This window comes from Streptomyces venezuelae, from assembly GCF_008642355.1.
In the GTDB taxonomy this organism is placed as follows: domain Bacteria; phylum Actinomycetota; class Actinomycetes; order Streptomycetales; family Streptomycetaceae; genus Streptomyces; species Streptomyces venezuelae_B.
Genome location: NZ_CP029193.1, coordinates 3,047,073 through 3,066,948, shown reverse-complemented (window position 1 = coordinate 3,066,948; position 19,876 = coordinate 3,047,073). Strand labels below are relative to the sequence as shown.

21 protein-coding genes and 1 riboswitch are annotated in these 19,876 nt (G+C 70.6%); of the genes, 13 read left to right on the top strand and 8 right to left on the bottom strand.

Annotated features, from left to right (window positions below):
• Nucleotides 1–20: 20 nt before the first annotated feature.
• The 3 genes from DEJ47_RS14260 (at nucleotide 21) to DEJ47_RS14250 (ending at nucleotide 1,235) form a co-directional block, all read left to right on the top strand.
• Entirely contained in the window at nucleotides 21–341 is a 321-nt protein-coding gene (locus DEJ47_RS14260; RefSeq protein ID WP_190329340.1) for a DUF3618 domain-containing protein, read from the top strand.
• 101 nt (nucleotides 342–442) lie between these two features.
• Nucleotides 443–745 (top strand): GroES family chaperonin, encoded by a 303-nt coding sequence (locus DEJ47_RS14255; RefSeq protein ID WP_055568690.1) that lies wholly within the window; start codon nucleotides 443–445, stop codon nucleotides 743–745.
• Nucleotides 746–792: 47 nt separating this feature from the next.
• Nucleotides 793–863, top strand: a riboswitch (guanidine-III (ykkC-III) riboswitch).
• 51 nt (nucleotides 864–914) lie between these two features.
• Nucleotides 915–1,235: a DMT family transporter gene (locus tag DEJ47_RS14250; RefSeq protein WP_150168366.1), complete on the top strand. Its 321-nt coding sequence runs from the start codon at nucleotides 915–917 to the stop codon at nucleotides 1,233–1,235.
• Nucleotides 1,236–1,316: 81 nt separating this feature from the next.
• On the opposite strand, the gene DEJ47_RS14245 is transcribed toward DEJ47_RS14250, so the two are convergent.
• Complete coding sequence (locus DEJ47_RS14245; protein ID WP_150168364.1) at nucleotides 1,317–1,940, bottom strand: hypothetical protein; 624 nt, start codon at nucleotides 1,938–1,940, stop codon at nucleotides 1,317–1,319.
• Nucleotides 1,941–2,189: 249 nt separating this feature from the next.
• Here DEJ47_RS14245 and DEJ47_RS14240 point away from each other — a divergent pair, with 249 nt between their 5' ends.
• A complete protein-coding gene (locus DEJ47_RS14240) occupies nucleotides 2,190–3,527 on the top strand; it encodes a helix-turn-helix domain-containing protein (RefSeq protein ID WP_223828355.1) in 1,338 nt (445 codons plus the stop codon).
• 9 nt (nucleotides 3,528–3,536) lie between these two features.
• Here DEJ47_RS14240 and DEJ47_RS14235 read toward each other — a convergent pair whose 3' ends face one another.
• Nucleotides 3,537–6,065, bottom strand: coding sequence for a transglycosylase domain-containing protein (locus DEJ47_RS14235; RefSeq protein ID WP_398334436.1), 2,529 nt, complete (start codon nucleotides 6,063–6,065; stop codon nucleotides 3,537–3,539).
• Between the two features lie 207 nt (nucleotides 6,066–6,272).
• On the opposite strand from DEJ47_RS14235, the gene DEJ47_RS14230 reads away from it, so the two are divergent.
• The 4 genes from DEJ47_RS14230 to DEJ47_RS14215 are packed head-to-tail and all read left to right on the top strand — an operon-like array spanning nucleotide 6,273 to nucleotide 9,664.
• On the top strand, nucleotides 6,273–7,094 hold the full coding sequence (locus tag DEJ47_RS14230; protein WP_150168362.1) for an ABC transporter permease: 822 nt from the start codon (nucleotides 6,273–6,275) through the stop codon (nucleotides 7,092–7,094).
• 10 nt (nucleotides 7,095–7,104) lie between these two features.
• A complete protein-coding gene (locus DEJ47_RS14225; protein ID WP_223828700.1) occupies nucleotides 7,105–7,959 on the top strand; it encodes an ABC transporter permease in 855 nt (284 codons plus the stop codon).
• A 5-nt stretch (nucleotides 7,960–7,964) separates the two neighbouring features.
• A complete protein-coding gene (locus DEJ47_RS14220) occupies nucleotides 7,965–8,936 on the top strand; it encodes an ATP-binding cassette domain-containing protein (protein WP_150168360.1) in 972 nt (323 codons plus the stop codon).
• 11 nt (nucleotides 8,937–8,947) lie between these two features.
• Nucleotides 8,948–9,664: a DUF1707 domain-containing protein gene (locus tag DEJ47_RS14215; protein WP_150168358.1), complete on the top strand. Its 717-nt coding sequence runs from the start codon at nucleotides 8,948–8,950 to the stop codon at nucleotides 9,662–9,664.
• 170 nt (nucleotides 9,665–9,834) lie between these two features.
• On the opposite strand, the gene DEJ47_RS14210 is transcribed toward DEJ47_RS14215, so the two are convergent.
• Nucleotides 9,835–11,157 carry an SGNH/GDSL hydrolase family protein gene (locus tag DEJ47_RS14210; RefSeq protein ID WP_150168356.1) on the bottom strand — a complete coding sequence of 441 codons (1,323 nt, stop codon included), beginning with the start codon at nucleotides 11,155–11,157 and terminating at the stop codon, nucleotides 9,835–9,837.
• A 403-nt stretch (nucleotides 11,158–11,560) separates the two neighbouring features.
• On the opposite strand from DEJ47_RS14210, the gene DEJ47_RS14205 reads away from it, so the two are divergent.
• The 4 genes from DEJ47_RS14205 (at nucleotide 11,561) to DEJ47_RS14190 (ending at nucleotide 16,060) form a co-directional block, all read left to right on the top strand.
• Nucleotides 11,561–12,856, top strand: a complete 1,296-nt coding sequence (locus tag DEJ47_RS14205; protein ID WP_223828354.1) for a DUF445 domain-containing protein — start codon at nucleotides 11,561–11,563, stop codon at nucleotides 12,854–12,856.
• Between the two features lie 191 nt (nucleotides 12,857–13,047).
• Entirely contained in the window at nucleotides 13,048–14,529 is a 1,482-nt protein-coding gene (locus DEJ47_RS14200) for an MFS transporter (protein ID WP_150168354.1), read from the top strand.
• Nucleotides 14,530–14,588: 59 nt separating this feature from the next.
• Entirely contained in the window at nucleotides 14,589–15,524 is a 936-nt protein-coding gene (locus DEJ47_RS14195; protein WP_150175625.1) for a GlxA family transcriptional regulator, read from the top strand.
• Nucleotides 15,525–15,592: 68 nt separating this feature from the next.
• Entirely contained in the window at nucleotides 15,593–16,060 is a 468-nt protein-coding gene (locus DEJ47_RS14190) for a hypothetical protein (RefSeq protein WP_150168351.1), read from the top strand.
• Between the two features lie 13 nt (nucleotides 16,061–16,073).
• Here DEJ47_RS14190 and DEJ47_RS14185 read toward each other — a convergent pair whose 3' ends face one another.
• From DEJ47_RS14185 to DEJ47_RS14170, 4 genes are all read right to left on the bottom strand, one after another.
• On the bottom strand, nucleotides 16,074–16,376 hold the full coding sequence (locus DEJ47_RS14185; RefSeq protein WP_150168350.1) for a hypothetical protein: 303 nt from the start codon (nucleotides 16,374–16,376) through the stop codon (nucleotides 16,074–16,076).
• Nucleotides 16,377–16,429: 53 nt separating this feature from the next.
• Nucleotides 16,430–17,017: a nucleoside deaminase gene (locus DEJ47_RS14180; RefSeq protein WP_223828353.1), complete on the bottom strand. Its 588-nt coding sequence runs from the start codon at nucleotides 17,015–17,017 to the stop codon at nucleotides 16,430–16,432.
• Nucleotides 17,018–17,118: 101 nt separating this feature from the next.
• A complete protein-coding gene (locus DEJ47_RS14175; protein ID WP_150168348.1) occupies nucleotides 17,119–17,328 on the bottom strand; it encodes a DUF397 domain-containing protein in 210 nt (69 codons plus the stop codon).
• On the bottom strand, nucleotides 17,328–18,173 hold the full coding sequence (locus DEJ47_RS14170; protein ID WP_150168346.1) for a helix-turn-helix domain-containing protein: 846 nt from the start codon (nucleotides 18,171–18,173) through the stop codon (nucleotides 17,328–17,330). Before DEJ47_RS14170 ends, DEJ47_RS14175 begins: the two co-directional genes overlap by 1 nt.
• Nucleotides 18,174–18,404: 231 nt before the next feature.
• Between DEJ47_RS14170 and DEJ47_RS14165 the strand changes: the two genes are divergently transcribed.
• Nucleotides 18,405–19,037, top strand: coding sequence for an ATP-binding protein (locus DEJ47_RS14165; protein WP_150168344.1), 633 nt, complete (start codon nucleotides 18,405–18,407; stop codon nucleotides 19,035–19,037).
• Here DEJ47_RS14165 and DEJ47_RS14160 read toward each other — a convergent pair.
• Nucleotides 19,007–19,780 (bottom strand): HNH endonuclease, encoded by a 774-nt coding sequence (locus tag DEJ47_RS14160; RefSeq protein ID WP_150168343.1) that lies wholly within the window; start codon nucleotides 19,778–19,780, stop codon nucleotides 19,007–19,009. The two genes, DEJ47_RS14165 and DEJ47_RS14160, sit on opposite strands and share 31 nt — an antisense overlap.
• Nucleotides 19,781–19,876 lie beyond the last annotated feature (96 nt).

Below are 19,876 nucleotides of genomic sequence, written 5' to 3'. Positions count from 1 at the left end.
ACGACCACGGAGGCAGCGCGGTGTCGGATGCCAGGACCCCTGCGCAGATCGAGGCGGACATCAAGCGCCGGCGCGACCAGCTCGCCGAGACCCTCGACGAGATCGGGGTGCGCGTCCACCCGAAGACGATCGTCGGCGACGCGAAGGCAAAGGTCGTCGCGGGCGTGGACAACTCGCTCGGCCGGGCGTACGTGGGGGCGAATCGCTTCGTCTCCGACGTGCGCGGGCAGCTCGTGTCGGAGGACGGTTCGCCGCGCATCGAGCGCATCGTGCCGGTCGCCCTGGTGGCCGTGGGCCTCGTGGGGCTCCTCGTGGTGAGCTCGCGGCGTCGCGGCGCCTGAGTGCCGACCCGGGACCCATTGGTCCGGCCGGTACGGGTAGGTTCTGGGGCGTGAGCGAGAAGACCCCCGGGACCCCCCACGACGACAAGCTGCCCATCCGCATGCTGCACGACCGCGTGCTCGTGCGGCAGGACACCAGCGAGGGTGAGCGGCGCTCCGGCGGCGGCATCCTGATTCCCGCGACCGCTGCCGTGGGCAAGCGGCTCGCCTGGGCCGAGGTGGTCGCGGTCGGGCAGAACGTCCGGACGGTCGAGCCGGGCGACCGGGTCCTGTACGACCCGGAGGACCGCGCGGAGGTCGAGGTGCGGGGCGTGGCCTACGTACTGATGCGGGAGCGCGATCTGCACGCCGTGGCGGCCGACCGCTTCGAGGGGTCGGAGGACTCGACGGGGCTTTACCTGTAGGGACCTGTGCGTAAGGGGCTGGTGACGATGGTCACCAGCCCCTTACGCATGCCCTTTGCTACCGTTGAAGGACCCCGACGAGACGCGCCGTACCGGGTTTCCGCAAAGACGACGCACCCCCATCAGGCAACGCGACGCGTTCGCGTTTCTACTCGTCGGAGGTGCCGTCATGGCCTGGGTTCTGCTGATCGTCGCCGGACTGCTCGAAGTGGGCTGGTCGATCGGGATGAAGTACACGGACGGTTTCACGCGCCTGTGGCCCAGCGTGTTCACGGGCGTGGGCATCGTCGCCAGCATGATGCTCCTGTCGCAGGCCGCCAAGACGCTGCCGATCGGTACGGCCTACGGAGTGTGGGTCGGTATCGGCGCGGCCGGCGCGGCGGTGCTCGGCATGGTGATCCTGGGTGAGCCGGTCACCGCCGCCCGTATCTTCTTCGTCTGTCTGCTGCTGGTGGCCGTCGTCGGCCTGAAGGCGACCTCCGGCCACTAGCCGCATGCCGGGTGTGACCCCGGCTGAGGGGCCGTCCTCCCGACCCCCGTGACGGGAGGACGGCCCTCTGCCTTCTCCGGGTCAGTACAGCTTGTTCACCGCCGTGGTCGTCGTCTTCTTGAAGGCGGCCACGGGCGCGTCGTCGAAGTCGCCCATCTGCCCCCACTTCACGACGGTGACGGTCCTGCCGTCCCGTCCGACCGACATCAGGGCGATGTCGGTGGCGCCCCCGGACGTCTCGGTGTGCAGGCCGCGGACGCGGGCGCCCTCCTCGACCGGCAGGGTGCCGTAGTCCCGGCCCTCGGCCCGGACGTCGGGGTCGGCCTTCTCGATGCGCTCGGCGCAGGTGCGGACCAGGTCGTCGTAGTGCTTGGCCAGGGCCTTGGCGTGGGCGGCCGTGTCCGCCACGACGGTCAGCTGCGCGGCGTTGGTGTCCACGTCGGTCCGGAACAGCCGGTTCTTGTAGTCGTAGGAGGGCACGCCCTCCGTGCTCACGCAGAAGCCGATCTCATCCGGGAACCCTTCGGTGACCGGCCCCGCGGTCCAGGACGACGTCGGGTGCGGCGGCAGCTGGGACGCCGAGAGGAACTTCGGGGCGGTGGCCTGGGGCGCGGCGCCGGCGGCCGGTGCCGTGAGGACCGTGCCGGCCGCGAGGGCGGCGACGGCGAGTGCGGTGCGGGCGCTCGTTCGGATGCGCATGGACATGGGTGATTCCCCCGTGAAGGAGTGCGTGGAGTACGTGGACGTGGTTGCCGCCGCGGGGCCGGCTGGTCGGCACGGGCCTGGTCGGTGCGGCACCAAGAGCATCAGCGGTCACGGCCACCGGGCGCAACGACCGACGCACGATCGAGCGGGGTGGAACCATCCCAGCCCTCCTGACGTGCAGGTATACGGGTGCCTGGGATACCGTCCCGGGCCGCGTGGGGCGTACGGGCGTACGAGGACGGGGGACCCGTGTCGGCACAGGACGACGGCGACGGCTGCGGCGACGGCGACGGCATCGACGAGGTGGCGGAGTTCGCCGCGCTGCTGCGCGGGTTGAAGGAGCGCACGGACCGGAGCTATGGCTCGCTGGCCCGCCGTCTGGGCATGAACACATCGACGCTGCACCGCTACTGCGCGGGCGACGCCGTGCCGCTCGACTTCGCCCCCGTGGAACGGTTCGCGGCGCTCTGCGGAGCGACCCCGGAGGAGCGCCTGGAGCTCCACCGCCGATGGCTCCTGGCGGTGGCGGCCCGCCGCAGGCCTCGTGGGGCGGAGGACAGGACTGCCCAGGGGCGCGGGGAGCTGCGCGAAGAGCCCCCACCGGTCCGCGGGCACGAGAGCGCGCCCGAGACCACGGCGCCCCGCCCCTGGTACCGCCGAAGACGTCTCATGGCCGGGCTGGCCTCGGCCTGTGCCGTACTCGCGACGCTCGGCGCGTTCTCCTTGCTGCCGGACGGGCGGCGGGTGTCCGCCGACGGTCCGGACCGGGTCGCCGGGGCGCCGGAGAGGCGGGGCGGCCCGTCCGGACCGAGCGGCGCCCCCGCCTCCGAGCCGCCCACCGACTCCGCCGCCTCGAAGGAGAAGGCGGCGAAGAAGGAGCAGCCGGGGAAGAAGCCGTCGGCGAAGACCCCGGGCGGCTCCCACCCGCCCGGCGCGACCTCAGCCCCGCCCTCCGGCGACAAGCCCGCCGCGCTGCCGCTCACCTGGACCGTCGACTCCCACGCGTGGAAGCTCGGCTGCGGTCACGACTACGTCGTCGCCAAGCCGCCGAGCCAGGTCCCCCCGCCCCCCGCCCCGCAGGACGCGGTGCCCTGGGCGGCGACGCAGAAGGCGGTGCACGGCGGCGAGACGCTCGTGCGGCTGTCGGTGCAGGGGCGCAGCGACACCGCCGTCGTGCTGGAGGCGCTGCGCGTGCGCGTGGTGGGCCGTGCGGCGCCGGTGAAGGGCAACGCGTACCGCATGGACCTGGGGTGCGGTGGCGCGGTCACGCCCCGCATGTTCGCCGTGGACCTGGACAAGGACCGTCCGATCGCGCGCGCGGTCCCCGGGAACGACACGGGCACGCCGATCCCGGCCGTGCGCATGCCCTACCGCGTGTCGGCGAAGGATCCCGAGGTGCTGCTGGTCGACGCCGGGACCCGTTCGTGCGACTGCCGGTGGTACCTGGAGCTGGACTGGTCGTCCCAGGGCCGCCAGGGCACGGTGCGCGTCGACGACGGGGGCCGCCCGTTCCGTACCAGCGCCATCAAGGGCCTGCCCCGGTACGGGTACGACACCATCGGGCGCCGGTGGGGGACCTACGGCTGAGGAGCCGCGTCAACCGTCCGTGAGGCCGCCGATCCCTCCGCCGTCGTCCGTCCCGCCGTCGACCGCCCCTCCTGCCGGGTCGGTGCCGCCCGTCGGCCCGCCTTGGGCGCCCCCGTCGGTGGGGCCGCCGTCGGTGGCGCCGCCGTCGGTGGGGCCTCCGGTGTTCTGGCCGCCGGTTTCCTGTCCGCCGGTCTGGCCGCCGTTCTGGCCCCCCGTCTGGCCGCCTGTCTGGCCGCCGGTGTCCTGGCCGCCGGTGGTGGTGCCTCCGGTGTCCTGGTCGCCGGTGGTGCCGCCGTCGGTCGTGCCGCCGGTGTCGGGGCCGCCGTCCGTGCCGCCGTCGGTGCCGGGCTCCTCGGTGCCGCCCGTCGTCGGGTCCGGCACCTCCGGAATGTCCGCGCCCTGCTCCAGCTCCAGGTCGAAGTCCTTGACGGGCTTGCCCTTGAGGGCGGCCTCGGTGAACTGGGCCCAGACGCGCGCGGGGTAGGCGCCGCCGTTGATGCGGGTCTCGCCGAGCGCGCCGTACAGCGGGGTGTGGGCGCCGGTCTCCGGGTCCTGGCCCATGACGGCGACGACCGTCGCGAGCTCGGGGGTGTAGCCGGCGAACCAGGCCGCCGTGTCGTTCTCGGCCGTGCCCGTCTTGCCCGCGGCCGGGCGGCCCGCGCCCTGTGCCGCCGTGCCGGTGCCGCCCTGGACGACGCTCTGCAGGACCGACGTGGTGGTGTCGGCGGCTTCGCGGGTCACGGCCTGCGCGGTCTTCGGCTCCGGCAGTTCGATCTCGCTGCCGTCCTTGCTGATCTTCTCGACGAGGGTGTACGTGCCGTGCTTGCCGTGGTTGGCGAGCGTCGCGTAGGCCTCGGTCATGTCCAGGACGCTCGCGGTGGAGGGGCCGAGCGCGATCGACGGGGACGCGGTCAGGTCGGGGGTGTTCTCGGGGACGCCGAGGGCGATGGCGGTCTCCTTGACCTTGTCGGAGCCGACGTCGACGGCCATCTGCGCGTACACCGAGTTCACGGACTTGTCGGTGGCGGTGCGGACGGTGACGTCGCCGTAGTCGACGTGGTCCTCGTTCTCCGGGGCGTACGATCCGCCGCTCCAGCCCTGCACCGGCCGCTTGTTGGTGCCGTCGTACACGGTGTTCGGGGTGATGGGGCGGCCGTCCTGGGTGACCGAGCCGTTCTCCACGGCGGAGGTGAAGACGAACGGCTTGAACGTGGAGCCGACCTGGTAGTCGCGGCGGGTCGCGTTGTTGACGTACTGCTTGGTGTAGTCGATGCCTCCGTACATCGCGACGACCTTGCCGGTGGCCGGGTCGATGGAGGCGCCGCCCGCGCGGACGTTGCGGTCGACCTTGCGGGCGCCCTTGTCGACCTTCGACATCACCTGCTCGTCGACGGCCTCCTTGAAGGCGTCCATGCGGTCCTTCTGGAGGGTCGTGGTGATGCGGTAGCCGCCCTTGGCGAGGGTTTCCTCATCGATGATCTTGTTGGCCGTCAGATAGTCCTCCACGGCCTTCACGACGTAGCCGCGCTGCCCGGACAGGCCCGCCGCGCCCTTCGCCTCGTCGGGCATCGGGAACTTCGTCTTCGTCCGCTCGGACTTGTCGAGCCAGCCCTCGCTGACCATGCCGTCCAGGACGTAGTTCCAGCGGCCCGCCGCGCGCGGCTTGTTCTCGGGGTGCGTGGCGACGTCGTAGGCGTTGGGGGAGTTGAGGAGCGTGGCGAGGTAGGCGCCCTGGGCGACGGAGAGGTCCTTGACGTTCTTCCCGTAGTACGCCTGGGCGGCGGCCTGCACGCCGTAGGCGTTGCGGCCGAAGTAGCTGGTGTTCAGGTAGCCCTCGAGGATGTCGTCCTTGCTCACCTCGCGGTCCAGCTTGATCGAGATGAAGAACTCCTTCACCTTGCGGGTGACCGTCTGCTCCTGTCCCAGGTAGTAGTTCTTCACGTACTGCTGGGTGATGGTGGAGCCGGACTGCTTGCCCTTGCCGGTGACGGTGTTCCAGGCCGCGCGGATCATGGCCTTGGGGTCGACCGCGGACTCGCCGTAGAAGTCGCGGTCCTCGGCGGCGAGCACGGCGCGCTGGACGTGCAGCGGCACTTCCTTGAGGGGCACCTTCTCGCGGTTGACCTCGCCGTCGCGGGCGATCTGGGTGCCGTCGGCGTAGAGGTAGACGTTGCTCTGCTTGGTGGCCGCGGAGTTCGCGGCCGGGATGTCGACCAGCATGTAGCCGGCCATGAAGCCGCCGACGCACAGCAGGATGATCAGGATGAAACCGCCGAGGACCATGCGCCAGGTGGGGAAGATCCGCCGCCAGCCCTTGCGCTTGGGCCGCTTGGGCTTCTTGCCCTTCTTCCCTTCGGGGGCGGCCCCGGCGGCGGCTCCGTCGGCCACCTGCGGGTTCTCCGCGGTCGCCCCCGCCTCCGCGGTCGTTCCCGCCTCCGCCTCCGCGGTCTCAGCGGGCGTGTCCTGCGGCTCCCTGGACGCCCAGCGCGGGCGCCGGACAGGACCCTGCTTGCCCTGCTGCTGCGGCTCGTCGCTCATGTCTTGCGGAACTCCCGGTTAGCGTCGTACATCCCGTACGCCTCGTAAACCTCTTGCAACCCCGTTGCAACCCCATTGGACACCGTTGCCACAGGCGTTCGTGACCAGGGACGCGCCACGCCCCGAAAATGCCTGGCACGGGCGACCCCTATCGCACTACGCTCCAGCGCTTTGGCCCCATTCGGGACGAAGCCCACGGTGAAAGGGATGCTCGTGCGCGCAGGACGGTTCCGTTTGTACGCGGCCGTCACCGAGGGCAGCTTCCGCAGGTACGCCACGTATCGGATGGCGACCGCGGCCGGCGTCTTCACGAACACGGTGTTCGGCCTCATTCTCGCCTACACCTACCTGGCGCTCTGGGACGAGCGGCCCGGCCTCGGCGGCTACGACCAGTCGCAGGCCCTCACCTATGTGTGGCTCGGGCAGGCGCTGTTGACGGTGATGGCACTGATGGGCGGCGGCTTCGAGGGCGAGCTGATCGAGCGGATCCGCACCGGTGACATCGCCGTGGACCTCTACCGTCCCGCCGACCTGCAGCTGTGGTGGCTGGCGGCCGACATGGGCCGGGCGGCCTTCCAGCTCGTCGGCCGCGGCATCGTCCCCATGGTCTTCGGGGCGCTCGTCTTCGACCTGACCCTGCCCCCGGACGCGCTGGGCTGGCTGGCGTTCCTGGTGGCCGCCGTGCTCGGCGTCGTGGTCAGCTTCGCGATCCGGTTCCTGGTGGCGCTCTCCGCCTTCTGGCTGATGGACGGCGCGGGCGTCACGCAGGTGGCGATGCTCGCGGGCACGTTCTTCTCCGGGATGCTGCTGCCCCTGAACGTCTTCCCCGGCGCCCTCGGCGAGTTCGCGCGGGCCCTGCCGTGGTCGGCGCTCCTCCAGATGCCCGCCGACGTGTTCCTCGGCGAACGCTCCGGTACGGCGCTGCTGCGGACGTACGCCTTCCAGATCGGCTGGGCGGCGGCGCTGCTCACGGCGGGGCGGCTGCTGCAGGCCGTGGCGACGCGACGGGTGGTGGTGCAGGGTGGCTGACGACACCGACGTGACGCCGGTCCGGGACGGGCGTCCCGGGCCCGGGTCCGGGTTCTCCCAGGTCCGGGAGGGGCTGCGTGCCTACCGCCTGATCTCCGCCATGTGGATCCGCTCCCTCATGGCCTACCGCGTCTCCTTCGCGATGACCGCGCTCGGCAACTTCGCGGTGACCGCGTTCGACTTCGTGGCCATCCTGCTGATGTTCTCGCAGGTGGACCGCCTCGGCGGCTACTCGCTCGCGGAGATCGCGTTCCTGTACGGCGCCTCGTGCGCCGCGTTCGGCCTCGCCGACCTCGCCCTCGGCTCCATGGACCGCCTCGGCAGACGCGTGCGGGACGGCACGCTGGACACGCTCCTGGTGCGCCCCGCGCCCGTGCTCGCACAAGTGGCCGCCGACCGCTTCGGGCTGCACAGGATCGGCCGCCTCGCGCAGGGCGCGCTCGTCCTCGCGTACGCCCTCGTCGTCCTGGACATCGACTGGACCCCGCTGAAGGTCCTGATGGTGCCGCTGATGCTGGTCTGCGGGGCGGGGATCTTCGCGGCGGTGTTCGTGGGCGGCGCCGCGTTCCAGTTCGTCGCGCAGGATGCGGCGGAGGTGCAGAACGCCTTCACGTACGGCGGCACCACGCTGCTCCAGTATCCGCCGACCGTCTTCGCGAAGGACCTGGTGCGCGGCGTCACGTTCGTCCTGCCGCTGGCCTTCGTGAACTGGCTGCCCGCGCTGTACGTGCTCGGGCGCCCCTATCCGCTGGACCTGCCGACGTGGGTGGCGTTCACGCCGCCGCTGGTGGCCGCCGCGCTGCTGGCGCTTGCGGGCGTCGTCTGGCGCACGGGCCTTCGTTCGTACCGCAGCACAGGGAGCTGACAGACATGACTGGTGACCCCCTCATCGAGCTGGAGGAGGTCGAGAAGGTCTTCGACGTCCGCAGGAAGACCGGCTTCCTGCGGCGCGAACGCCACGAGGTGCACGCGGTCGACGGCATCTCGTTCACCGTCCCGCGCGGCGAGATGGTCGGCTACATCGGCCCGAACGGCGCGGGCAAGTCCACGACGATCAAGATGCTGACGGGCATCCTGACGCCGAGCGGTGGCCGCCTGCGCGTGGCGGGCATCGACCCCTCCCGTGAACGGACGCTCCTGGCCCGCCGCATCGGTGTGGTCTTCGGCCAGCGCACGACGCTCTGGTGGGACCTGCCGCTGATCGACTCGTACCGTCTGATGCACCGCATGTACCGCATCCCGGACGCCCGTTACCGGGAGAACCTGGACCGCTGCGTGGAACTCCTGGAACTGGGCGACCTGTTGGACGTTCCCGTGCGCCAACTCTCCCTGGGCCAGCGGATGCGCGGCGACATCGCGGCGGCGCTGCTGCACGATCCCGAGGTGCTGTACCTGGACGAGCCGACGATCGGCCTGGACGTGATCAGCAAGTCGAAGGTCAGAACCTTCCTCAGCGACCTCAACAGGGAGTCCCGGACGACGGTCCTCCTGACGACCCACGACCTGACGGACATCGAGCAGCTGTGCAAGCGCGTGATGGTGATCGACCACGGGCGCCTGATGTACGACGGTGCGCTGTCGGGGCTGCACGAGGTGGGGGAGAGCGAGCGCACGCTGGTCGTCGACCTGGAACGCGAACTCCCGCCCATCGAGGCGGGGTCGGGGGCGAAGGTGGTGAAGGTGGAGGGCCCGCGCCAGTGGCTGGCGTTCCCGGCGTCGCAGTCGGCGGCCCCACTGGTGGCGCACATCGCCGCCCGCTACCCCCTGGCGGACCTCTCCGTGAGGGAACCGGACATCGAGGCGGTCATCGCGAAGATGTACGCGGAGAAGTCGACCTCGTAGGCTGCGGAGTTATGAGTGACGACGCCCACCGCACGCCTCCCCGCCTCCCGGACCTGCGCGCCTCCGACGCCGACCGGGAACGGGTCGCCGAGCAGCTCCGGGACGCGGTGGCCGAGGGCCGCCTCGACATGACGGAGTTCGAGGAGCGCCTGGACGCGACGTACAAGGCGCGGACGTACGGCGAGCTGGAGCCGCTCACCCGCGACCTCCCGTCGCACGAGGCGGTCACGGCCAAGGCGGACCTGGTCAAACACGGCGCGAGCACGGACCCGGTGGCGATCAACTGGCCCGAACGCATGGTGGAGGGCGCCGAACCTTCTTCGTCGTTGGGCTTCGCCTTCTGGAGCGGCTTCGGCCGCAAGGGCAGCTGGGTGGTGGGCCGCCGGTTCACCGCGTTCGCGATGTGGGGCGGCGGCGAGATCGACCTGCGCGAGGCCCGCTTCACGGACCGCGACGTCGAGATCCGCTGCTTCACGATCATGGGCGGCCTCCAGGTCGTCGTCCCCCCTGACATGACCGTGGTCGTACGCGGCTTCGGCATCATGGGCGGCTTCGACGACAAGGCCACGGGGGAGGGGACGCCGGGCTCCCCGCGCGTGGTCGTGACGGGCTTCGCCCTGATGGGCGGCGTGGGCGTGGACAGAAAGGTCCGCAGAGCGGAGAAACTCCGCCAGCGGGAAGAACGCCGCCGCCAGAAGCTGGAACGAAAGAAGAACACTCCGGACTGACCCGCCCCGAGGGGAACGTCCTCAGACGCACAGGAAACCGCGCAACACCCCGGGTGGCGCCCGCTGAACGTCGGGCGCCGGGAAGCCGCCGGTCAGGGGCGCGGGGAACTGCGCGAACGGCCCCCACCGGCCCGCGCCGGCGGACCTCCCAGGCGCCCCGCTGGTGAAGGTCAGAGCTCGGCCGCGGCCGAGCCCTTCAGGTGCGAGAGGTTGAACGTCTCGGCCATCCGCCGGAACCCCGCGTCCGAAGGGTGCAGATGGTCCCCCGAGTCGTACCGCTCCCGCAGCTTCCGCGGATCGTACGGATCCCGCAATGCCCGGTCGAAGTCCACGACCTCGTCGAAGACCCGCCCCGACCGGATCTCCTCGTTCACCGCCTGCCGCACGCGCTCCAGCGCGGGCTCGTACCCCCGGTGCCCTCCGAACGGCATCAGCGTCGCCCCCACGACCCGCAGCCCGCGCGTATGCGCCTGCCGGGTCAGCTCGCGCAGCCCCTCGACGATCCGGTCGGGATCGTTCTGGTGCGGGTTGCGCAGGATGTCGTTGACACCGAGCGCGATGACGACGGCCTTGACGCCCGTCCGGTCCAGCACGTCCCGGTCGAACCGGGAGAGACCGCTGGGGTTGACGGCGGGGTTGCCGAGCCCGTCGGAGAGGATGCGGTTGCCGCTGATGCCCTGGTTCACGACGCCGTAGCGCGGCGCGCCCGACTCCTCGCGCAGCCGGTCCGCGAGGACGTCCGTCCAGCGCCGGTTCGCGCCCATCGTGGACGAGATGCCGTCGGTGATGGAGTCACCGAAGACGACGACGGTCCCGTCGGTCTCGTTGCTGAGGACGTCCACCGCGGAGAGGTAGCGCCAGTACGGGCTCTGCTCCGTGTACGCGTCGCCGAGCTGGTCCTCCGTGCGGTCGCCCTCGGCGACGTAGCTGATCTGCCGGGCGTGCGGGTGGTAGGTGACGGGCCCCGACGGGGTCGGGGAGTACGTCGTGACGAGCAGGTCCGCGTCGTGCGGCACCCGCAGCCGCGCCGCGTCGCTCATCACCTGGGCGCCCGGCGGGATCACCACCGACGTGTTGCCGTTGAAGGTGAGCCTGCGCAGCGTGCCGGCCGCGGCGGCGGGGTTGTTCGATGCGGAGGCCAGCGCGATCGAGGCGTGCGTGATGCTGAGCGGCGTCGTGCCGTACAGGTTGGAGAGGGTGATGCGGGCGCTGCTGCCGCCGACGCTCGTGTGCACGACGTTGCGGATGGAGCGGCCTGCGAACCCCTTCTGCTCCGTGCCCGGTTCGAACCCCGCGGGCGACGCGGACCAGGAGCCGACCCAGATGCCGGAGGAGGCGGGTGCGGCAGAGTTGCGGGGACCGCTCGGGCCCGCGCTGATCGTGTCTTTCGAGCCGTCGTCGGTGCCTGCGACCCCGACGTATATGGCTGCGGAAATCACCACTATGACCGCGAGAACCGCGGCGAGAAGGGCATAACCGTGTCGCTTGGTCATGCGGGCTCTTTCTCCTCGGGCAGGGGGAGCCCCGAGGCTCCGGTGTGATCACCCCATGATGCGGCATGGGCCGTGAGGCGGCCGACACTGCCCCCCTCCGTCCAGTGAGACGCCGGGAACTTGTCGTCCGTTCCAGGAGTAGGTCAGGAAGGGGCGTAGGACACAGTCGATGGGGACAATCGGGACAGAGGACAGGACGCAGGACAGGGGACCAGTGCGGACGGCTACTGAGTGAACGGGCCAGGTGGAGTGAGTGGAACGCGCAAATGCGGAGGAACCGGCTGAGGTGCACGGCGATGAGCATGCCCGCGGGAACGGCGCCGCAAGCCGGGCGCTCCGGGGCCGACCGGACGCGCCGGCAGGTGGTACGGGCGTCGGTTCCACGGATGGCCTAAAGGCAGCGGTGCGGGAGCCTCGCGCGCCCCGAGCCCCCGGCGGCCTCGCCTACAGCCCCGCCGACGAGGAGAAGCGGCGCGGTGTCCGCCGTATGAAGATCACGGCGACGGGCCTGCTCGTCTTCGTCGCCGTCGTCTACGCACTGGCGAAGTGGGCGCAGAACTCCGGCGCGGGCCCCTGGGCGGGTTACGTGGCGGCGGCAGCCGAGGCGGGCATGGTCGGCGCGCTCGCCGACTGGTTCGCGGTCACCGCGCTCTTCCGCCACCCGCTGGGCCTGCCCATCCCGCACACGGCGATCATCCCGAACAAGAAGGACCAGCTGGGTGCCTCGCTGGGCGACTTCGTGGGGGAGAACTTCCTCTCCGCCGATGTCGTACGGGACCGTCTGCACGCCGTCGGCATCGCGGGCCGCCTCGGCGCCTGGCTCGCCGAGCCGGCGCACGCGGACCGCGTGACGGCCGAGCTCGCGACGGCCCTGCGCGGCGCCCTGACCGTCCTGCGCGACTCCGACGTGCAGGCGGTCGTCGGTGAGGCGATCACACGCCGCGCGGACGCGCAGGAGATCGCCCCCGGCATGGGAAAGATGCTGGAGAAGGTGGTCGCGGACGGCGGTCACAGGCGGGTCGTGGACCTGGTCTGCGTACGGGCGCACGACTGGCTGGTGGAGCACGGCGACTCGGTCATGGACGCGGTGCAGGGCGGCGCTCCGGGCTGGACCCCGAAGTTCGTCGACAAGCGCGTCGGTGAGCGGGTCTACAAGGAGCTGCTGCGCTTCGTCACCGAGATGCGGGACATGCCGGGCCACCCGGCGCGGGGCGCCGTCGACCGTTTCCTCGCCGACTTCGCCGCCGACCTGCAGTCCGACTCGGACACGCGGGAGCGCGTGGAGCGGCTGAAGCGTGAGGTCCTCGGACGCGACGAGGTCCAGGACCTCATCGCCTCCGCCTGGTCGGCCGTGCGCGCGATGATCGTCGCCGCGGCGGAGGACGAGCGCAGCGAGCTGCGCCTGCGCGTGCGGGCCTCGCTGCTGTCGCTGGGCGCGCGGATGGCGAACGACGCACGGCTGCAGCAGAAGGTGGACGGCTGGGTGGAGGGCGCGGCGGTGTACGTGGTGACGACGTACCGCGACGAGATCACCTCGCTCATCAGCGACACGGTGGCGGGCTGGGACGCCGAGCACACGTCGAAGAAGATCGAGGCGCACATCGGCCGCGACCTGCAGTTCATCCGCATCAACGGCACGGTGGTCGGCTCGCTGGCGGGCCTCGCGATCTATACGGTGTCGCGGCTGCTGGGGGCGTAGGCCGGGGCAGGGGCGGCGCGCAGGCGCGGTGCGTAGGCGCAGTTCAGCGCGCGTGAACGGGGATTCGCTGGGCACTCTGGAGGGGCCCCTCGGCGTCGAGGTGGCCGTCGTCCGGTGGTGGTGCGGGGGCCGCAGCCCACGTACACGTACCGCATCCGGCGACGTGGCCGCAGCGGAAGGAGTCGCCTGCCATGACCGCGTCGTCCACGCCTCCCCAGCCGCCGCCGCCCGCGCAGAGCGCGGGGAACACGGTCACCACAGCGGTCCCCGCCCGCCTGGACCGACTGCCGTGGTCGCGCTGGCACTGGATGATCGTGATCGGCCTCGGCACGGTCTGGATTCTGGACGGTCTGGAAGTCACGACCGTCGGCAACATCGCGAGCCGCCTCTCCGAGGAGGGCAGCGGCCTGGCGATCAGCTCCGCCCAGGTCACCGGTACGGCGGCGGCCCTCTACGTGGCGGGGGCCTGCGCGGGAGCGCTCTTCTTCGGCCGCATGACGGACAGGTTCGGCCGCAAGAAGCTCTTCATGGTCACCCTGGCCGTGTACCTCGCCGCCACCGCCCTCACGGCGCTCTCCTTCGACGCCTGGTGGTTCTTCCTCTTCCGCTTCCTGACGGGCTTCGGCATCGGCGGTGAGTACGCGGCCATCAACTCGGCGATCGACGAGCTGATCCCGTCCAAGTACCGCGGCCGCGTCGACCTGATCATCAACGGCAGCTACTGGCTGGGCGCGATCGGCGGCTCGCTGCTGTCGGTCGTCATGCTCAACACGAGCACCTTCCCGAAGGACCTCGGCTGGCGGCTCACCTTCGCCCTGGGCGTCGTACTCGGCCTGGTGATCCTGCTCGTACGCCGACACGTACCGGAGAGCCCGCGCTGGCAGTTCATCCACGGCCACGGGGAGGAGGCGGAGCGCCTGGTCTCATCGGTGGAACGCGAGATCGAGTCGGAGAAGGGCGAACGCCTCCCGCCCCCCGAGCAGGAGATCACCATCCACCAGCGCAAGAGCATCGGCTTCGGCCTGATCGCGAAGACGGTCTTCCGCGAGTACCCGAAGCGTTCGATCCTGGGCCTGGCGCTCTTCATCGGCCAGGCGTTCCTCTACAACGCGATCACCTTCGGCTTCGGCGCGATCCTGACCAAGTTCTTCGACGTCCCGTCAGGCAACACGGGCTACTACTTCGCCGTCATCGCCGCCGGCAACTTCCTCGGCCCGCTCTTCCTCGGCAAGCTCTTCGACACGGTCGGCCGCCGGATCATGATCTCGTCGACGTACATCCTCTCCGGCCTCCTCCTCTTCGCCACCGCCTGGCTCTTCGACCGCGGCTCGCTGACCGCGACGACGCTCACGGCGTGCTGGTGCGTGGTCCTGTTCTTCGCATCGGCGGGAGCGAGCAGCGCGTACCTGACGGTCTCCGAGATCTTCCCGATGGAGACGCGGGCGATGGCCATCGCCTTCTTCTACGCGATCGGCACGGCGGCGGGCGGCATCAGCGGCCCGCTCCTGTTCGCCGAGCTGACGGAGTCGGGAGTGGTGGGCGACACCGTGCTCGCCTTCCAGATCGGCGCGGGCCTGATGTGCGCGGCGGGCCTGGTGGCGGCGGCGCTGGCGGTGAACGCGGAGCGGAGGTCGCTGGAGGACATCGCGAAGCCGTTGTCGGCGACGGAGTGACCCAGGAACGGGGAAGGGCGCACCGTGTCGCGGTCCTCGTCCGGGACGGCGTGCTGCCGATGGAACTGGGCCTGGTGCACCAGCTGTTCGGCGCGGCGAGGAGCGCGGCGGGGGAGCGGCTGTACGAGGTGAGGACGTGCGCGCCGGCGGGCCCCGGCCTCATCCGCACGGACGCGGACTTCCCGGTGGGCGCGCAGCACGGCCCGGAGGCGCTTGCGTGGGCGGACACGGTGCTGATCCCTGCGTCGCACGAGGAGGACGAGTCGCTGACGCCGGGCGGCCTGCCGGCTCCGCTGGCGCGTGCGCTGGACGCGGCGGCGGCGCCTGAGTCCCTCACCCGCCTCGCCTCGATCTGCACAGGGGCGTTCGTGCTGGCGGCGGCGGGCCTGCTGGACGGCCGCAGGGCGACGACACACTGGCTCTCGACGGACTTGTTCGCCCGTACGTTCCCGTCCGTGACGGTCGATCCGGACGTCCTCTACGTGGACGAGGGCCGCATCCTCACATCGGCGGGGGAGGCGGCGGGCGTGGACCTGTGCCTGCACATGATCCGCGAGGACCACGGCGCGGCGGTGGCGGCGGACGTGGCACGCCGCACGGTGGTGCCGCCGCACAGGGAGGGCGGCCAGGCGCAGTACATCCAGCGCCCGGTTCCGGTGGGGGTTTCGACCTCGACGAGCGAGACGCGGGCGTGGGCGGAGGAGCGCCTGGCCACGCCCCTGACGCTCAGCGAACTGGCCGCCCGCGCCTCGATGTCCGTACGCACGTTCAGCCGCCGCTTCCGCGAGGAGACGGGCCTGACGCCGATGCAGTGGCTGACGCGACGGAGGGTGGACCGCGCGCGAGAACTCCTCGAATCCACGGACCACACGGTGGACCGCGTGGCGACGGAGGCGGGCTTCGGGACGGCGGCGTCGCTGAGGCAGCACTTCGTGGCGAGGGTGGGGGTGTCGCCGGGGGCGTACAGGTCGACGTTCCGGGGTGGGCGGGGCTGACCGGGGGGACGCGGTGATGAGTACGCATACTCTGTCGCACTCCGCTGCCGAGCGGCACGGTCGTACACATGACCGCGACAGCGAGCCCTCGCCTGGCCCTCCTGCTGACCCCGCTCCGGCAGACAGCCCCGCTGCCCAGGTACGCGACCCGAATCCTGGGAGCGACTTTGGCGGCCGGAGCGTACGTCGCATGCCTCCCCTGGGACCTGCGCAACCGCCCCGAGACGCCGGGCGCGCTGCACGAGACGTCTCCGGTGAGCGGCGCGGGCGTCACGCTCCTGTCCGTCGCCCTCCTGGCCCTGGCGGCCTACTTCGGCGTACGGGATCGCCCGGCGTGGACGCTGCTCGTGGTGGCGGTCCCGCCCGCGACGCTGATGTACGTCTCGTTCGACACGCACCCCACGCAGGACGCGCAGGTGTGGCCGCTGGCGTGGGCGGCGTTCACGCTGCTGTTCGGGGCGGGGACGCTGGTGACGGCGGTGGTGGCGAGGCGGCTGCGGGGCGGCCGCCCGGAGCTGGACGAGGCCCCGCGCTAGCCCTCTCCCCTCCCTACCTGTGGCGGTCGGCGAGGACCCAGGAGGCGAGCCCGACGCCACCGGCGACACCGAGGACGGCGGGCCAGGCGCCCACCTTCTTGGCGAGGGGATGCGATCCGGCGAACCCGGCGAGGTAGGCGCCGGTGAGCGCGGCGGCGGTCTTGCCACCGGCGGCTTCACGCCACTGCCGGGCGGCGACGACGCCGGCGGCACCGAGCACGACCCCACCGAGGGGCCGCTTCTTGGTGGCCCGCGCGGTGGCGTACCCCCCGACCAGCCCGCTCACGGCCACGACTGCCGCGGGAATCCTCGCCATGATTGATCCGCCTCTCGGTCATAAGTCCAGGTTGTCTTGCCTATGGGGCGAGGCTAACGCGGGCCGCCAGGCCACCGACCGGCACCCTCAGTGCTTCGGTCAGTGCTCCGGCTCGACCTGCGCCTTCCGAGCTTCGGCTCGACGGGCTCGGGCTGCGCGTCGGCCCACGCGGCGAGAACGCCGACGGCGGCGGACCTGACCTCCCCCTCGACGGGCACCTCGTCCAACATCCGCCGCTCCCCATTGGGCAACGCGAGCTCCCGATAAAACTGAAGGTCGGGATGCCCGTTGCGGGCGGCGTCGTGCCGGTCGGCGGCGTAGACGAGCCGACTGATCCCCGCCCAGTAACAGGCGGTGAGACACATGGGACAGGGCTCGCAACTGGAGTACAGCGTGGCCCCTTCCAGGAGATACGTCCCGAGCCGCCGCCCCGCGTCCCTCAGCGCCATGACTTCGCCGTGGGCGGTCGGATCACAGTCCTCGACCACACAATTGCTCCCGACCCCCACGACTTCCCCGTCCATGACGACGACGGCCCCGAAGGGCTTCTTGGTGGTGTCGGGGCCGAGGGAGCGACGGGACTGAGCGATGGCTTGCTCGATGAACGCGCGGTCGTGGTCTTGCTCGGAGGCGTAGGGCAAGGGGTTCTCCTCCTCGTACGGCGTCTAGGGCGTCGCGGCGTGCCGCCCCTGGATGGATGGGTACATGGTTGACGGCTGCGCCGGTCTCACACATGGCGGTGTCAGCGCCACGTGGCGACGAAGCGGTCCCACGCTGTGGAGGAGACCCGGAGGCGGGGCCCGTCGGCTCGCTTGGAGTCGCGTATGAGGACACCGCCGGGAGGGCCAGGGAGGAAGGCGGTCTCCAGGCATTCGGTGGTGTTGCCGCCGCTGTGGGAGGACTTGAACCACGTGAGTGCTGAGGGAGGAAAGGGCGGCGTAACGGCGGGCACTACAACTCCTTGCGGACGCGTTGAATCATGGAGGAAGAGGCTTCCATGTCCAACGCTTGTGCGCGGAGGTAGTCGAAGGCAAGCCGGTAGCGCTCCAGTTCCTCGTCTTTCTCCAGGAAGAGCGACCCGGTGTGGAGGTCGACGTACACGACGTCCAGGGCCGGTTCGGTGCCGCCGATGATCACGAAGCTGCCGAGTGCCGCGCAGTGGGCCCCTTTGGAGAAGGGCAGCACTTGAAGTGTGATGTCGGGTGTTTCGTTCGCTTCGAGTAGGCGGCCGAGCTGTTCCTTCATGGCTGCCGGGGAGCCGACGACGCGACGGATGACGGACTCGTCGAGGATCGCCCACAGCCGAGGGGGAGTCGGCCGGGTCAGGATCTCCTGCCGTTTCATGCGGATGTCCACGAGGCGTTCGATCTCGGCCGGGGCGAGGCGCACTTCGTTGGCCTGCTGGACCGCGGTGCTGTAGGCGCGGGTCTGCAGCAGTCCGGGCACGTACACGCATGAGAAGTGGTCCTCACGAACCGCCTCATCCTCCAGGGTGAGCAGCAGATTCATGCTCTCCGGGATCGAGTCGGTGAACGAACTCCACCACCCTTGCTGCTTGGCGTCCTTGGCGAGCGCCACGACTGCGCGCCGCTCGGCGTCGGAGGCCGTGTACTCGCGGCACAGCGCGTCGACCACGAGCCACTTGACGGGCCCGGCCTGTGTCTCGTACCGGCTGACAGTCGCCTTGGACACCCCGACGAGAGTCCCGGCCTCTTCCAGAGTCAGCCCCTTACGGGCGCGCAGCTTCCGCATCATCGCGCCCAGTTGGCGCCGACGCGTGGTGGTCCGTAGCGACATATGACTCCTCTCGCTCTCCTGTCCAGCCCGAAGGTCGGATTCCCACTCCCTGCTGGGCGCGTCCAGGCTAAGCGCCAACTCGGCTGACCCCCCACCGAGTTCACTCGAAGGATATGGGTGAGAAGTTACATAGCGAGACTTCTCTGTGCCATGCTCGCAGCACTCACTACGCGGTGTAGCCGTACGAATACGGCGGGCGCAGCGCTGCGTGGCCTGCGAGGGAGCCTCTCCATGCCCAGGTACGAAGAGGGCGCACACCGACTGCGCCGAGTCCTGCCCTTCGAAGCGACACCGAAGGAAGTTCCGCTCCTCCGCCTGGAGGTGAAGCGCAACTTGGAGCAGTGGGGTGCGCTGAGCGTCCTCGACGAAGCGGGGCTGGTCGCGACGGAACTGGCGACGAACGTCATCAAGCATGTCGGCGAGGGCACGCCGGCGACGCTGGTACTCGAGCCCCGCGGGGGCCGCCTCCGCGTTGAGGTGCACGACGGAAGCTCGGCCGTGCCGACGCTGAGTGCAGTGTGTGGCGAAGCGGAATGCGGCCGGGGCCTCCACCTTCTGGCCTCCCTGAGCGAGGAGTGGGGCACCGTCGTGACGGCTGCGGGGAAGGTGGTGTGGTGCGAGATCTCACTGACCGCTGTTGGACAGTGCGCACGGGTCCAGCGCGCAGCGGCCGTGCTGGACGAGTACTGCAAGCTGATCGGCTCAGACTCGATGGTTGCGCCGGAGCGTGCGCTTTTGGAGACGTTGGTCCCCGAGGTCATCGCTGACCTGCTGCATTGGCTCGCTGCACAGGGCGGGGACCCGGACGAGGCGCTGGGTCTGGCGCTGGCCCGCTACGAGTCAGCGGCGGCGGAAGCGGCGTGAGGGCTGTGGGATGCCGCATCGGCAATCAGGGCCCTCAGTGCGTCCGGAGTGCGCCAGGATTCTCCCCGGCGGTTCTTGTGGCACATGCGGTGGCAGTTGGCGCACAGGCAGGCAAGGTCGTCGAGCCTGGTGCTTCGGGGGCCGGATATATGGAGGGGGGTGACGTGGTGCACCTCGATGTATCCCTCGCCGAGTGCGCCGTAAGCGCGTGCGAAGTCGAAGTCGCAGACCTCGCAGCGCAGCGGCTTGCCGTTCTGCTGCGCCTGCTTGATCTTCAGCTTGCGGAGCTTCTGGTCTCGCTCGCGGGCCAGTGCCTGACGGACGAGAAGCCGGCCCTCGATAGCGGTAGAGCCGGAGTCGTCGATCTCATCGGGCTGGGGCGGGATGAGCTGCAGCCGCCCCGAGCTGATTCCGTCTTCGATCGCCTGAGCGGCCTCCAGCATCTCGGCCTCTCGGTCGATGAAAGCCTTGATCATCAGGCGAGTCGGCTCCCCGCAGCGTGTGCCTTTGCGGGTGTAGTCGGGGTGGTTCGTCGCGAAGTCGCTGGTCTTGCGGCTGACGCTGTCCGGAGACCGGAACTCGGGGAGTCCGAGGGCTTCGGGGGGATGGATGGGGAGCGACCGGAGCAACTCGGACAGTTCTTGGACCTCCGGATCTCCGGTTCGCAGCTCGCGCCACCCGTTTCTTACGACGCGCGCTCCGGCCAGTACGAGCTCATCCTCAGTCCACGCAGGGATCCGCATGGGCAATATCGTATGAGTGTTCGTCGTGGCAGAGGGTGTGTTCAGCGAACTATGCAACGTGCTGCACACTTGGGTAGGTCTAGTTGTCAGTGGGGT

Bases quoted from the DNA above. Each gene is read 5' to 3' on its own strand.
- DEJ47_RS14255 (WP_055568690.1), top strand. From the start codon at position 443: ATGCTGCACGACCGCGTGCTCGTGCGGCAGGACACCAGCGAGGGTGAG.
- DEJ47_RS14250 (WP_150168366.1), top strand. From the start codon at position 915: ATGGCCTGGGTTCTGCTGATCGTCGCCGGACTGCTCGAAGTGGGCTGG.
- DEJ47_RS14245 (WP_150168364.1), bottom strand. From the start codon at position 1,940: ATGTCCATGCGCATCCGAACGAGCGCCCGCACCGCACTCGCCGTCGCC.
- DEJ47_RS14235 (WP_398334436.1), bottom strand. From the start codon at position 6,065: ATGAGCGACGAGCCGCAGCAGCAGGGCAAGCAGGGTCCTGTCCGGCGC.
- DEJ47_RS14230 (WP_150168362.1), top strand. From the start codon at position 6,273: ATGCTCGTGCGCGCAGGACGGTTCCGTTTGTACGCGGCCGTCACCGAG.
- DEJ47_RS14220 (WP_150168360.1), top strand. From the start codon at position 7,965: ATGACTGGTGACCCCCTCATCGAGCTGGAGGAGGTCGAGAAGGTCTTC.
- DEJ47_RS14215 (WP_150168358.1), top strand. From the start codon at position 8,948: ATGAGTGACGACGCCCACCGCACGCCTCCCCGCCTCCCGGACCTGCGC.
- DEJ47_RS14210 (WP_150168356.1), bottom strand. From the start codon at position 11,157: ATGACCAAGCGACACGGTTATGCCCTTCTCGCCGCGGTTCTCGCGGTC.
- DEJ47_RS14200 (WP_150168354.1), top strand. From the start codon at position 13,048: ATGACCGCGTCGTCCACGCCTCCCCAGCCGCCGCCGCCCGCGCAGAGC.
- DEJ47_RS14195 (WP_150175625.1), top strand. From the start codon at position 14,589: ATGGAACTGGGCCTGGTGCACCAGCTGTTCGGCGCGGCGAGGAGCGCG.
- DEJ47_RS14190 (WP_150168351.1), top strand. From the start codon at position 15,593: ATGACCGCGACAGCGAGCCCTCGCCTGGCCCTCCTGCTGACCCCGCTC.
- DEJ47_RS14185 (WP_150168350.1), bottom strand. From the start codon at position 16,376: ATGGCGAGGATTCCCGCGGCAGTCGTGGCCGTGAGCGGGCTGGTCGGG.
- DEJ47_RS14170 (WP_150168346.1), bottom strand. From the start codon at position 18,173: ATGTCGCTACGGACCACCACGCGTCGGCGCCAACTGGGCGCGATGATG.
- DEJ47_RS14165 (WP_150168344.1), top strand. From the start codon at position 18,405: ATGCCCAGGTACGAAGAGGGCGCACACCGACTGCGCCGAGTCCTGCCC.
- DEJ47_RS14160 (WP_150168343.1), bottom strand. From the start codon at position 19,780: ATGCGGATCCCTGCGTGGACTGAGGATGAGCTCGTACTGGCCGGAGCG.